Origin of the sequence: Puerhibacterium puerhi (genome assembly GCF_009846865.1) — a bacterium.
Lineage (GTDB): Bacteria > Actinomycetota > Actinomycetes > Actinomycetales > Cellulomonadaceae > Puerhibacterium > Puerhibacterium puerhi.
Genome location: NZ_WUWN01000062.1, coordinates 1 through 13009, shown reverse-complemented (window position 1 = coordinate 13009; position 13009 = coordinate 1). Strand labels below are relative to the sequence as shown.

The window sequence follows — 13009 nt, the reverse complement described above, 5'->3', positions numbered from 1 at the left end:
AGCCACCGTGGTCAGCCACCGTGGTCAGCCACCGTGGTCAGCCACCGTGGTCAGCCACCGTGGGACAGCATCGACGACAGAGAGGTCGCGCCGATGACGGACGAGACGACGGCGCCGGCGGCCGGCAAGGTCGACTTCCGCCGGACGCTGGACGCCTACCGGGCGCGGCGGGGCGAGCTCCGCCTCGTCGACGTGCCGCCCCTGCAGTACCTGATGATCGACGGCCACGGCGACCCGAACACCTCGCCGGCGTTCGCCGAGGCGGTCGCGGCGCTCTACCCGCTCGCGTACCGGATCAAGTTCGCCAGCAAGGCGGACCTCGGGCGCGACTACGCCGTCATGCCGCTCGAGGGGCTGTGGTGGGCGGACGACATGGACGCGTTCACCGTGTCGCGGGACAAGTCCCGGTGGCGCTGGACGCTGATGATCATGACCCCGGACTGGGTCGACGCCGGCATGGTCGCCGCCGCGGCCGAGCGCGTCGCTGCCAAGGCCGCGCCGGCGCGGCTCGCCGACGTCCGCCTCGCGACCCTCGACGAGGGGCGCTGCGTGCAGACGCTGCACGTGGGGTCGTTCGACGACGAGGCCGGCGTGCTGGCGCAGATCCACCACGAGCTCGTCCCCGCCCAGGGCCTGCGCCTGACCGGCCGCCACCACGAGATCTACCTCAGCGACTTCCGCCGGGTGCCGCCCGAGCGGCGCCGCACGATCCTGCGCCAGCCGGTCACCGACGTCGTCGCGGACGACGTCCCGGTCGGCGTCCCCGACGACGCCCCGGTCGGCGTCCCCGACGACGCCCCGGACGACGTCGCCTAGCGGCGCGGGTCGCCGCCGCAGCCGGGCGACGCTCTCCGTGGCGGCACCCGCGAGCGCAGCAGCACTTGCGTAACGATATATCTTTGACGTATCTTCGACGAGTTCGGTCGAGCGGCAGCCCACGCGCCGCCGCTCCCTCCCGACGGGGCCGGGCCCCGCGCGCCGCGACGGCGCGCCGCCCGCACGAGGCCCGCGCGCACCGGTGTGCGCCGCCTCCGCCCCGCCGCACCCCCACGACTTCCGCACCACCCGCAGGAGAACCCCATGCGCACCCCCGACTTCACCTCTTCCTTCCCCTTCCGCCCGGCGGACGCCTCGGGCCGCCCGGGTCGACGTCGCGACCGCGGCGAGCGCGGCCCGCGCCCCGAGCGCGGCGCCGAGCGCGGCTTCGACCCGTGCGCCGAGGGCGCCGGCGCCTGGCAGGGCTTCGGCCCGCGCTGGGCGATGGCCGGCGGGATGCCCGACGACGCCGCGCCCCGCGGCGGCGTGCACCACTCCGGCCGCCCGACGCCCGAGGGCGACGAGCCGTTCCCGGTGCGCCGGGGCGGCCGCCGCGGGCCGGGCTTCGGCCCAGGCTTCGGCCCCTTCGGACCCGGCAGCGACCCCCGCGGCCCGGGCTTCGGCCACGGGTTCGGCCCCCGCGGGGGCCGGGGCCGCGGCCGGGCCGCCCGCGGCGAGATCCGCGCGGCGATCCTGCTGCTGCTCGCCGAGCGACCCATGCACGGCTACCAGGTCATCTCCGAGCTGGCCGAGCGCACCGAGGGCGCGTGGCGGCCGAGCCCCGGTGCCGTCTACCCGGCGCTGAGCCTGCTGGCCGACGAGGGCCTCGTCGTCCTCACCGACGACGGCGGGCGCAAGCTCGCGTCGCTCACGGAGGCCGGCACCCGGTACGTCGAGGAGCACCGCGACGAGCTCGGGACGCCGTGGGAGCGCGCCGGCGAGGGCCGGTCCCACCGGCGCGAGCTGCGCACGGCGGTCGGCGCGCTCATGGGCGCCGTCGAGCAGGTGGCCCGCGCCGGCACGCCGGACCAGGCCGCCCGCGTGGTGTCGCTGCTCGACGCCGCCCGGCGGGACGTCTACCGCCTGCTCGCCAACGACGCCCCGGCCGAGCGGCCCGGCGACGGCGACGCCCCGGAGGGCCGCGCCTGACGGCTCGCGACGGTCGAGGGGCTACCCCAGCCCCTCGACCGTCGCGCCGTCCCAGCGCACCAGGTGCCCGGCCACCGGGAGCACCAGCGCGTAGCCGTCGTGCATCTCCTGTCCCCACGCGACGTCACCGGTGCGCAGCTCGTACGCCGTCCACTCGGCGCCCGACCCGCCGTCGGCCCAGCCGGGCGTGACCACGACGACCCGGTGGCCGTCGGTGTAGACGGCGTGCACGTACGCGCCCAGCTCGGCGCCCCCGAACATCTCCCCGCTGCCCGTGCCGAGGTGGCCGGCCCACAGCTCCGCGCCGGTGCGCGCGTCGAGGGCCAGCAGGCGGCCGTCCTGGGCCAGGGCGAGCACGGCGCCGCCGGCCTGCGCCAGCACCCCCACGGGCGCGGTGACCGCGGCGCCCCAGGCGCGCTCTCCGTCGCCGCTGCGCTGGGCCGCCAGCCGGCCGCCGGCCGGGGACAGGACGACCCCGGCGTCGGTGCCGTCGGTCGCCCACGGGTCCATCAGCGGGCCCGTCAGCTCGCCCACCACGGTCGTGTCCCCGGCCAGCAGCGTCCACGGCGCCTCCCGGTCGGCCGCGGCACCGCCGTCGGCGCCGACCTGCAGCCGCGGCGGCACCGCGTACCCGCCGCCGACGGTGGCGACCACCGGCTGGGTGCGCGCCGTCTGGTCGCCCCGGGGCTCCTCGCCGCCCACGGCGGGCCAGTCGCGGTCGAGCCGCTCGCCGTCGGGCGTCAGCTGGGCGTCCAGCCCGCAGCCGGCGAGCGTCAGCATCGTCGCGCCGGCGGTGACCCGCAGCAGGCCGTCGTCGACGGGCCCCGGCTCCGTGCCGTCGTCCGACCACGTGGCGCACGGGTACCAGCCGTCCCGGGTGACCCGCTCGGCCGGCAGGGTGGCCTCCCAGCGCACCTCGCCGGAGACGGCGTCCTCGAGGGTCACCCGCACGTCCCGCGCCTCGACCTTCCCGTCCGGCAGCCACGTGCCCGACTCCTCGTCGGCGGGCTGCGGCCGGCGGGCCGCCTCGCCCACCCGCTGGGCCCGCAGCAGCCCGCCGTCCGCCGTCGGGGTCACGACGACGGCGTCGCCCTCGTCGGCGTCGGCGGCCCCGAACACCACCCGGTCCAGCCCCTCGAGCTCGCGCTGGGCCCGCACCTCGCCGTCGCCGTCGACCACCAGCGCCGACCATCCCGCGTCGGCGTGCCGCACGCAGACCAGCTCCTCGACCGGGTCGAGCCGCGGCACCGCGCCGGCGACGAGGCTCATCGTGGTGCCGCAGGCCTGCGCGCCGGCCACCTCGAGCGACCAGCGCTCCTCCCCCGTCTCCGGGTCGAGGGCGTGCAGCCGGGCCCGGTCGCGCCAGTCGACGCCCGCGTCGGGGTCCGCCTCGCCGCCGGACTCGGCCACCACGAGCAGCCCGTCGAGCTGCGCGACGGGCCACAGGTCGGCGCCGGGGGCGAACCTCCACGTGGTGGTGGGCGGCGCGGACAGGTCGAGGACGCCGCCGGGTGCGGCGGCGACCCGGTCGAGGCGGTGCTGCTCGGCGACCGACGTGACGACGCCGGTGCTCACCACCAGCGCCGCGGCGACCGCGCCGGCGGCGACGACGCGCCCGCGCGGCTGGCGGGCGGCCCAGGCGGCGAGCCGGGCGCGGGCCCGCTGCAGGGGCCCGGGCGGCCCCGTCGGGGGGTCGGCGTCGGCGTCCTGCAGGTCCGGATCGCCCTGCGGGCCGGGGCCGTCCGGGGGGCCAGCGCCCCTCCGCCGGGCCGGCGCGGCGCCCGTGGCGGCACGGCCCGCGGCCCCCGGCCCGGCCCGGCCGCGCTCGTCCGCGTCTCCCTCGTCGTCGGGCACCAGCTCGAACGTCAGGGGACCGTCGCTACCGCGTCGCCGGGCCACCTCCGGAGGTTATCCCCGGGCGCGCGCACCGGCTCCGTGGGAAGCGGGCGAGATTCGCCGCGCGCGTCAGCGGCGGCGGGCGGCCTGCTCGACGACGAGCTCGAGCAGGGCCGCGTTGGCGCGGCGCCTGCGGTCGGCGGGGTCCACGGTGCGGTCGTCGCCGCGGGTGCGCTCGCGCGGCGCGGGCGCGCGCTGCGGGCCGTCCGGGCGCCGGGGCGCCTCCGCCCGCAGCGGGGCGTGCGCGTGGCGGGCCATGATCGACGGGTCGGCGGCCATCGGCTGCTCCTGCCTGCTGGGGTCCGGCGCACCGGTCCGGCGCGCCGCGTCCACCCTGCCCCCGCGCCGTTTCGGCGGTGTTGCTCCCCGCGAACGATCGGGTGACTCCCGCCGCCCGGCAGGGGGCTGGCGTCCCGACCCCGGCGGTGGGCATGCTCGGGGCAGCCGGACCACCGACGAGCAAGGACGCCACGATGACCGAGACCCCGGACGCCGCCTTCTGGATCTGCGCCACCTGCGGCGTCGAGCACGCCGACCGCCCCGCGGTGTGCGCGATCTGCGCCGACGAGCGCCAGTACGTGCCGGCCACCGGTCAGCGCTGGACCACGCTGGCCGAGCTCGCCGAGGCCGGCGCCGAGGTCGGGTTCACCGAGCTCGAGCCCGGCCTGTGGGGGCTGCGGGTGCGGCCGGCCATGGTCGGCATCGGGCAGGAGTCCAAGCTGCTGGTCACGGACGCCGGCGCGCTGCTGTGGGACCCGCCCGCGTTCCTCGACGACGCCGCCGTGGCGCGCGTGCGGGAGCTGGCCGGCGAGCGCGGCGTCGTCGCCGTGGTGGCCAGCCACCCGCACATGTTCGGCGTCCAGGTGGAGTGGTCGCACCGGCTCGGCGGGGTGCCGGTCCTGGTCAGTCGCGCGGACCTGGACTGGGTGGCCCGGCCGGACGCCGCGGTCGACGGCTGGGAGGGCGACCGCGAGATCCTGCCCGGCGTGACGATGACCCAGCCGGGCGGGCACTTCCCCGGCTCCGCCGTCGTGCACTGGGCGGGCGGCGCCGACGGCCACGGCGTGCTGCTGTCCGGCGACACGATCTTCGCCAACCCCGACCGCACCAGCGTCAGCTTCATGCGCTCCTACCCCAACCGCATCCCGCTGTCGGGGCAGGTCGTCGAGCGCGTCGCCGCGCACGTGGGCCGGTTCGCGTTCGCCCGGCTCTACAACAACTTCGACGGCGTCGTCCCGCAGGACGCCTACGACGTCGTGCAGCGCTCGGCCCACCGGCACGCCGCGTGGGTGCGCGGCGACTTCGACCACCTCACCTGAGCGCCGGACGCCGGGGCCGGCCCCGCCCCCTCGGGCGCGGCGCCACCGCGCCTCACGCCGCCGGGGTCCCCGCGTCGTCCTTGAGGAACGCCAGCACCGCCGCGACCCGGCGGTGCACCCCCGCCTCCGGCAGCCGCAGCTTGGTGAAGATCGCGTTGACGTGCTTCTCCACCGTGGACGCCGACAGGTGCAGCGCGCGCTCGATGCCGGCGTTCGTCCGGCCGCGGGCCATCTCGCGCAGCACGTCGAGCTCCCGCGGCGTCAGCGCGGCCAGCCGCCCCGCCGGGCCCGTGCGGCGCCGCACCAGCGTGTCGACGATCACCGGGTCCACCACGGACCCGCCCACCCGGACCTCGCGCAGCGCGTGCACGAGGTCCTCCAGGTCGCCGATCCGGTCCTTGAGCAGGTATCCCAGCCCCGCCGAACCGTCGGCGAACAGGGCCAGCGCGTAGCTCTCGTCGGTGTGCTGCGACAGCACCACCACCCCCGTGCCGGGGTGGTCGGCGCGGATGCGCCGCGCCGCCTCGATCCCCTCGCGGTGGTGGCCGGGGGGCATGCGGATGTCGGTGAGCACGACGTCGGGCGCCAGGCGCCGCACCGCGTCGAGCAGCTCGACGGCGTTGCTCGTCGAGGCGACCACGGTGACCTCGCCCGAGTCCTCCAGCAGGCGGCGCAGCCCCTCGCGCACGAGGTAGTTGTCCTCCGCGATCACCACGCGCAGCGCGCCTCGGTCAGCCATCGCGGCCGCCGAGCACGGGCAGCTCGACCCGCACGGTCGTGCCCGAGGGCCGGTTCAGCCCCACGGTGACCGTCCCGTGCAGGGCCCCGACCCGGTCGCGGATGTTCGCGAGCCCGCCGCGGTCGGCGGGCACCACGTCGTCCATGCCGCAGCCGTCGTCGCTGATGGTGACGCGCAGGTGCCCGTCGTACCGGGCGAGGCCCACCGCGGCGTGCGTCGCCCGGGCGTGCTTGGCCGTGTTGGCCAGGGCCTCCCGGACCACGTAGTACGCGGTGGTCTCGACGTCCTCCGGGAACCGCTCGGCTCGCACCCGTTCGTCCGCGTCGACCTCGAGCGGGACCGGGAATCGCGCGGCGCCCGACTCGACCGCCGCGACCAGCCCGTTGTCGCTGAGCACGGGCGGGTGGATGCCGTGCGCCAGCTCGCGGATGTCGGTGAGCGTGCCGCGCGCCAGGTCCTGCAGCTCGGCGAGCTCGGCCTCGGCGAGCTCGCCGCGGGCCAGGCGGTTGCGGGCGAGGCGCAGCCCCGCGATCAGCGCGACGACGTCCTGCTGGACGCCGTCGTGCACGTCCCGCTCGAGGCGGCGCCGCTCGTCGTCCTGGGCGGCGACGAGCCGCTCGCGCGAGGCGGTCAGCTCGTCCAGCCGCGCGGCGAGCTGGGCGGTCAGTCGCACGTTCGCGACGGCCGCCGTGACCGGCCCCACCACCGTGGCCAGCAGCGCCCGCTCGGCGTCGGAGTACTCGCCGTGGTGGCGCGGGCCCACCTCGATCGCCCCGACCGGCTCGTCGCCGCGGCGCAGCGCGTGCACGACGGCGGGGTCCCCGGCGGCGTCGCCGGCCTCGCCGTGCGGCACGTCCGCCGCCCGCCCGTCCGGGCCGGCGAGCCGGACCCGGACCCAGGCCGCCCCGACGCCCGCGCGCACGGTCTCGGCGAGGCGGGCGAGCAGCTCCTGCGGCTCGCCCGCCTCCTCCAGGCGGCCGAGCTCGTTGAGCATGGTCAGCTGCCGGTCCCGGTCGCCGAGCACGGTGCGGGCGACCCAGCGCTGCATCGCGGCGCGGGCCGGCAGCAGCGCCACGGCCAGGAGCGCGGTCACGAGCACCACGGTGATCGCCGCGAGGCGGTCGCTGAGCAGCACCAGCGGCGTCCCCACGACCATCGCGTACAGGACGGCGACGAGCAGGTTCGACGCCCGCACCCCCACCGGCCCGCGCTCGTCGGGGGCCACGCCGAAGGCGCCGTAGCGCAGGATCCCGTGCACGAACGCCGCCGGCAGCGCGAGCAGGGCGACGGTCACGAGCAGGGCGACGAGGGGGTGGAACGGCAGGGAGGTCCACAGCGTGCAGCTGACCACCGTCACGACGGTCACGGCCAGCAGCACCCGCAGCCTGCGGCGCACCTCCGGCGGGCCGCCCAGGGCGCGGGCGGCGAAGACCGCGAGGCCGACCGCCAGGGGCAGGTACGGGTTGGCCAGCACCCGCGCCGCCGGCACCGCCCACGCCAGCCCTGGCACCGCGGCGGTGTTGGGCACGGACCCGCCGAGGTCCATGTGCGCCGGCACGGCCACCGCCGGCAGCACGAGCAGCGCGAGGGGCACGCCCAGGAGGCACAGCCAGGTGCAGCGGGCCGCGACCTGCTGCCACCGCCGCTCGGGCCTCCCGTCGGGGTAGCAGGCCAGCATCACTGCCATCCCCGTCACGCCCAGCGACTCCCCGGCCAGGCCGAACGCGCTGGCCCACGGGAACCACGGCTCGTGGATCGCGCCGGGGTCCAGGCCGACGAGGGTGAGGTAGGCGGTCTCCATCGCCATGCCCGTGCCGGCCACGGCCACGTAGACCGCCTCCGCGGAGGCCGACACCGTGAGCAGCCAGGTACCGAACACGACCATCGGGAGCACCCCGAGCAGCGGCCAGCCGAGCGCGTGCCCGACCCCGGGGTCGAGGAACCCGCGCACCACGACGACGTAGGCGAGCGACGCGGCGCCCAGCGTCCCCAGCGTCGCCAGCCACCCCCACCTGCGGAGCACCTCTCCATGATCCGCCCGCCGGCCCCGTGGCGGGAGGGGGTGGCCCGGCCACCACCCCGGGGCCAGCCCCCACCGGCGTGCGGCCAGCCCCGTTCCCCGGCCGCCGGGCGCGCGGCAGCGTGGTCGGCAGCGGGCCGCCGGCCCGCGCGAGTCCGCGGCCCGACGCCGGACCGCGGGGAAGGAGGCCGTCATGCGCAAGGCCTACGCGGTCCTCGCCTGGATCATCGCCGGGGCCGTCGTCGTGCAGGCCGCGGCGATCGCGTTCGGGCTCAGCGGCCTGATCAGCTGGGTCCAGGACGGGGGCGTCCTGGACAAGGCGGTCCTCGAGAGCGGAGAGGTCTCGTTCGCGGGCGTCCTCGGGTTCGTCGTCCACTCGCTCAACGGCCAGTTCCTGATCCCGCTGGTGACCCTCGCGCTGCTGGGCGTGTCCTTCGGCGTCCGCGGGCGCCGGCCGCGCGTGCTGGCGGCCGTGCTGGTGGTGCTCGTCGCCGCGCAGGTGACGCTGGGCCTCACGGCGCCCGCGGCCCCGTACCTGGGCATCCTGCACGGCGCGAACGCGCTGGCGATCCTGCTCGTCGCCGTCGCCGCCGCCCGCCTGGTGCGCCCGGCCCGCGCGCCGGCCGGCGCGGCCACCACGGGGGTCCCCGCCGCCGGCAGCGCGCCGCGCGCCGAGCAGCCCCGCGGCACCTGAGGGCGGGCGCATGCCCGCGGGCGCGGGGCCCCGGCCGCCGAACCCGGCGGCGCAGCCGCCGCCGGGCACGCGGCTCGGGTCCGGCCGCCGGCTGGTCGTCGCCGCCGCGGCCGTCGTGGCCGTCGCCGCGGTCGCGTACGGCTGGTCGGGCACGCTCGTCGGTGAGTACTCGGTCATGGACATGGGCGCCCCCGCGGCCGCGCACGCCGGCCACGCGCCGGGCGGCCCGGGCGCGGGAGGCTCGGGCCCGGGCGGTGCGGGCGCCGTCGACGTCATCACGCTCACCGCCGACCCCGACCGGCCCGCCGACGTGCGCGTCCGGCTGGTCGCGCGGGCGGGGCGGGTGGACGTCGCCGGCGGCCGGCCGGTCGACGGCTACACCGTCGACGGCGCCTCCCCCGGCCCGACCATCCGCGCCCGCCAGGGCGACCTGGTCGAGGTCGAGCTCGTCAACGCCTCGGTCGCCGGCGGCACCACGCTGCACTGGCACGGCATCGACGTGCCGGGGGCCGCCGACGGCGTCGCCGGGGTCACGCAGGACGCCGTGCCGGTCGGCGGCCGGTACGTGTACCGGTTCGTCGCGCGGGACGCCGGCACGTTCTGGTACCACTCCCACCAGGTGTCGCACGAGCAGGTCCGCCGCGGGCTGCTCGGCGCGGTCGTCGTGACGCCGCGGGAGCCCGCGCACCGCGAGGACCGGCCGGCCGCCGACGTGCTCGCCGTCCTGCACCTGTACGGCGGGCAGCACACCGTCGACGGCTCCGTCCGCGACCCGCACGTGGCGGCGGCGCCGGGCTCGGCCGTGCGCGTGCGCGTGGTCAACACCGACCAGGGCACCGCGGCCGTCTGGTCCGACGCCCCGCTGCGCGTCGTCGCGACCGACGGCCGCGACGTGCACGCGCCCACCGACGTGACGGGGCGCACGGTGCTCGTGCCGGCCGGGGGGCGCGTCGACGTCACCGTGCGCGCGCCGGCCGAGGGCGCGGCCGGCGTGCACGTCGGCGGGGCGCGCGTCGTGCACGTGGGGGCGCCGGGCGCCACCGCGCCCCGGGCGCCGCAGCCGCGCGAGTCGCTCGACCTCCTCGCCTACGGCGCGCCGGCGCCGCTCGGGTTCGACCCGCAGGCTCCCGACCGCCGGTACGACTACGCCGTCGGGCGCCGCCCCGGGGTCGTCGACGGCCGCCCCGGCCTGTACTGGACCGTCAACGGGCGGATGTTCCCGCACGTGCCGGCGTTCGAGGTCGACGAGGGCGACGTCGTGCGGGTGCACCTGGCGAACCGCACCAGCGCCGTGCACCCGATGCACCTGCACGGCCACCACGTCGTCGTCCTGGCGCGGGACGGCGTGCCGGCGTCCGGCAGCCCGTGGTGGGTCGACTCCCTCGACGTCCGCCCCGGGGAGTCCTACGACGTCGCGTTCGTCGCTGACAACCCGGGGATCTGGATGGACCACTGCCACACGCTCGCCCACGCCGTGGAGGGGCTGGTCGCGCACGTGATGTACCGCGGGGTCACCACCCCGTTCACCGTGCACGGGGAGGCGGCGAACCAGCCGGAGTGACCCCGGCGCGGGCCGCACCCCGCGGGGCTCAGACGCCGGCGGGCACCGGCAGGGCGTGCAGCGCGTCGGCGAGCGGCTTGAGCTCGGGCATGGCCTCGGCCTGCTGCAGCGCCGACTCCAGGGCGGCGTCGTGCGTGGGACGCGCCTGGCGCAGGAGCTCCTGGCCGGCCGGCGTGAGCTCGGTGTAGATCCCGCGGCGGTCGTCCTGGCACAGCACGCGGGTCAGCAGCCCGCGGTCCTCGAGCCGGTTGACCAGCCGCGTCGTGGCGCTCGCCGACAGCGCGGCGGCCCGGCCGAGCTGCTGCATGCGCATGTGCCAGCCGTCCTGGCGCGAGAGCGCGTCCAGCACCGTGTACTCGACGACGGAGAGCTCGTGGCCCTGCTGCAGGGCGCGCTCGAGCGCGGCGTCGATCAGCCCGTGCAGGGCCGCGAGGGTCCGCCAGCCCTGCGCGCGGATCTCGACGGCGTCGTCGGCGATTCCCATGGCTTCCTCCTCGGCCCTCGCGGGCGGCTCCGGGGCGGCGTGCGGTGTCGCCCAGCATACACGGCTTGTGCGTTTATCCCGCGCGTGCAACTATCTATGCCGCGCCTGCAACTACCGGCGCACGCAGAGGGCCGGCGCACGCCGCCCCTCCGTCGAAGGAAACACCCCCGACCCCCTGGAGCATCCCCGTGACCGCTCAGCAGACCGTCCCCGCCGTCGCCCTGCCGCAGGCGTCCCGCCCCGGCGCCACCATGCCGCAGGTCGGCTTCGGCGTCTTCCAGGTGCCCGACGCCGAGACCACCCGCGCCGTGTCGCTCGCCCTCGAGGCGGGCTACCGCAGCGTCGACACCGCGGCTGTCTACGGCAACGAGGCGGGCGTGGGCCGCGCCCTGGCCGACGCCGGCCTCCCGCGCGACGAGGTCTTCGTGACCAGCAAGCTGTGGGTCGACGCCATGGCCCGCGACGTCGTGCGCCCCGCGCTCGAGCGCAGCCTCGAGCTGCTCGGCCTCGACCACCTCGACCTGTACCTGATCCACTGGCCGGCGCCCGGCCGCGGCCGGTACGTCGAGGCCTGGGAGGGGCTCGTCGCCGCCCGCGAGGCCGGCCTGGTCCGCGAGATCGGCGTCTCCAACTTCCAGCCCGCCCACCTCGACGCGATCGTCGAGGCCACCGGCGTGACGCCCGTCGTCAACCAGGTGGAGCTGCACCCGGCGCTGCAGCAGCGCGAGCTGCGCGCCGCGCACGCCGCCCGCGGCATCGTCACCGAGGCGTGGAGCCCGCTGGCCCAGGGCGCGGTGCTCGACGACGCCGCGATCGCCCGCGTCGCCGCCGCGCACGGCGTCACGGCGGCCCAGGTGGTGCTGCGCTGGCACCTGCAGCAGGGCACCGTCGTCATCCCCAAGTCGGTGACGCCCGCGCGCATCGCGGCGAACCTCGACCTGTTCGGCTTCGAGCTGGCCGACGACGAGATGGCCGCGATCGACGCCCTCGACCGCGACGGGCGCACCGGCCCGCACCCGGACCGCTTCGACGGCTGACGCGCGCGTCCTCCTCGCCCCTTCCCCACCTGCCTTCCTGGACTGGAGCACTCATGCCCGTCGCCCTGTGGGCCCTCGCCATCGGGGGCTTCGGCATCGGCCTGACCGAGTTCGTCATCATGGGCCTGCTGCCCGAGGTGGCCACCGACTTCGCGGTCACCGAGACCGTGGCCGGCTACCTGATCTCCGGCTACGCGCTCGCGGTGGCCGTCGGCGCGATCGGCCTCACCGCCGCCCTGACCCGCGTGGACCGCAAGCGCGCCCTGCTGGGCCTCATGGTCCTGTTCGTCGCCGGCAACCTCGTCTCCGCCGTCGCGCCGACCTACGGGCTGATGCTCGCCGGGCGCGTGCTCGCGGCCCTGTGCCACGGCGCGTTCTTCGGCATCGGCTCGGTCGTGGCCGCCGACCTGGTGGCGCGCGACCGGCGCGCCGCCGCCATCTCGATCATGTTCGCCGGCCTGACGGTGGCCAACGTGCTGGGCGTGCCGTTCGGCACGCTGCTCGGCCAGGCGGCCGGCTGGCGCGCCACCTTCTGGGCCATCACCGCCATCGGCGTGCTGGCGTTCGTCGGCATCGCCGCCCTGGTGCCGGCCCGGGTCGGCGCGCCGGACGACGGTGCGCCGGCGTCCGGCGGCGCGGGCGACGGCGCAGGCACGGCGGCGTCGGGCCTGCGCGGCGAGCTCGCCGCGTTCCGCGCGCCGCAGGTGTGGCTCTCCATCGCCGTGACCGTGCTCGGCTACGGCGGCATGTTCGGCGCCTTCACCTACATCGCCTACACGCTCACCGAGGTGAGCGGCTTCGCCTCGACGACCGTCCCGTGGCTGCTGGTGCTGTTCGGCGGGGGCCTGTTCGTCGGCAACCTGCTGGGCGGGCGCGCCGCCGACCGGCGCCTCGGCACCACGCTCGTGGTGCTGCTGGCCGTCCTCGCCGTGGTGCTCGCGGTGTTCGCCCTGACCGCCGGCAGCAAGCCGGCCACCGTCGTGAGCCTGGTGCTCATGGGCGCCTTCGGGTTCGCCACCGTGCCGGGGCTGCAGATGCGGGTCATGCACCACGCGGCCGCGGCGCCCACGCTCGCCTCGGGCGCCAACATCGCCGCGTTCAACGTGGGCAACGCGTTCGGCGCCTGGGTGGGCGGGCTGACGCTCGCCGCGGGCCTCGGCTACACGGCGCCGCTCGGCGCCGGGGCGGTCGTGACCGTCGTCGGGCTGGCCGTCATGGTCGTCGCCGCCGCCGTCCCCGGCGGCGAGCTCGCGGAGCGGCGCGCCGCGCGCCGCTCCGCCGGCCCGGCCGCCGC

At 77.7% G+C, this 13009-nt stretch carries 12 protein-coding genes; 7 read left to right on the top strand and 5 right to left on the bottom strand.

What is annotated here, in order from left to right; all coding sequences use genetic code 11:
• Nucleotides 1-93 precede the first annotated feature (93 nt).
• A complete protein-coding gene (locus tag GSF02_RS17465; protein WP_159792798.1) occupies nucleotides 94-816 on the top strand; it encodes a GyrI-like domain-containing protein in 723 nt (240 codons plus the stop codon).
• A gap of 264 nt (nucleotides 817-1080) precedes the next feature.
• Nucleotides 1081-1965 (top strand): PadR family transcriptional regulator, encoded by an 885-nt coding sequence (locus GSF02_RS17460; protein WP_235915333.1) that lies wholly within the window; start codon nucleotides 1081-1083, stop codon nucleotides 1963-1965.
• 21 nt (nucleotides 1966-1986) lie between these two features.
• Here the strand turns inward: GSF02_RS17460 and GSF02_RS17455 are convergent, their stop codons facing one another.
• A complete protein-coding gene (locus GSF02_RS17455; protein ID WP_159798647.1) occupies nucleotides 1987-3864 on the bottom strand; it encodes an outer membrane protein assembly factor BamB family protein in 1878 nt (625 codons plus the stop codon).
• Nucleotides 3865-3930: 66 nt separating this feature from the next.
• Complete coding sequence (locus GSF02_RS17450) at nucleotides 3931-4140, bottom strand: hypothetical protein (protein ID WP_159798646.1); 210 nt, start codon at nucleotides 4138-4140, stop codon at nucleotides 3931-3933.
• A gap of 194 nt (nucleotides 4141-4334) precedes the next feature.
• On the opposite strand from GSF02_RS17450, the gene GSF02_RS17445 reads away from it, so the two are divergent.
• A complete protein-coding gene (locus tag GSF02_RS17445; protein WP_159798645.1) occupies nucleotides 4335-5180 on the top strand; it encodes an MBL fold metallo-hydrolase in 846 nt (281 codons plus the stop codon).
• Between the two features lie 52 nt (nucleotides 5181-5232).
• On the opposite strand, the gene GSF02_RS17440 is transcribed toward GSF02_RS17445, so the two are convergent.
• Together GSF02_RS17440 and GSF02_RS17435 are read right to left on the bottom strand one after the other, a co-directional pair.
• Nucleotides 5233-5919 carry a response regulator transcription factor gene (locus tag GSF02_RS17440; RefSeq protein WP_159798644.1) on the bottom strand — a complete coding sequence of 229 codons (687 nt, stop codon included), beginning with the start codon at nucleotides 5917-5919 and terminating at the stop codon, nucleotides 5233-5235.
• Complete coding sequence (locus GSF02_RS17435; RefSeq protein WP_159798643.1) at nucleotides 5912-7942, bottom strand: sensor histidine kinase; 2031 nt, start codon at nucleotides 7940-7942, stop codon at nucleotides 5912-5914. Before GSF02_RS17435 ends, GSF02_RS17440 begins: the two co-directional genes overlap by 8 nt.
• A 190-nt stretch (nucleotides 7943-8132) precedes the next feature.
• Here GSF02_RS17435 and GSF02_RS17430 point away from each other — a divergent pair, with 190 nt between their 5' ends.
• Together GSF02_RS17430 and GSF02_RS17425 are read left to right on the top strand one after the other, a co-directional pair.
• Entirely contained in the window at nucleotides 8133-8633 is a 501-nt protein-coding gene (locus GSF02_RS17430; protein WP_159798642.1) for a hypothetical protein, read from the top strand.
• Nucleotides 8634-8643: 10 nt separating this feature from the next.
• Complete coding sequence (locus tag GSF02_RS17425; RefSeq protein WP_159798641.1) at nucleotides 8644-10194, top strand: multicopper oxidase family protein; 1551 nt, start codon at nucleotides 8644-8646, stop codon at nucleotides 10192-10194.
• 28 nt (nucleotides 10195-10222) lie between these two features.
• On the opposite strand, the gene GSF02_RS17420 is transcribed toward GSF02_RS17425, so the two are convergent.
• Nucleotides 10223-10678 carry a MarR family winged helix-turn-helix transcriptional regulator gene (locus GSF02_RS17420; protein ID WP_159798640.1) on the bottom strand — a complete coding sequence of 152 codons (456 nt, stop codon included), beginning with the start codon at nucleotides 10676-10678 and terminating at the stop codon, nucleotides 10223-10225.
• Between the two features lie 251 nt (nucleotides 10679-10929).
• Here GSF02_RS17420 and GSF02_RS17415 point away from each other — a divergent pair, with 251 nt between their 5' ends.
• Together GSF02_RS17415 and GSF02_RS17410 are read left to right on the top strand one after the other, a co-directional pair.
• Nucleotides 10930-11715 carry an aldo/keto reductase gene (locus GSF02_RS17415; protein ID WP_159798648.1) on the top strand — a complete coding sequence of 262 codons (786 nt, stop codon included), beginning with the start codon at nucleotides 10930-10932 and terminating at the stop codon, nucleotides 11713-11715.
• A 53-nt stretch (nucleotides 11716-11768) separates the two neighbouring features.
• Nucleotides 11769-13009, top strand: a 1241-nt coding sequence (locus tag GSF02_RS17410; protein ID WP_159798639.1) for an MFS transporter, incomplete at its 3' end; no start/stop codon positions are given.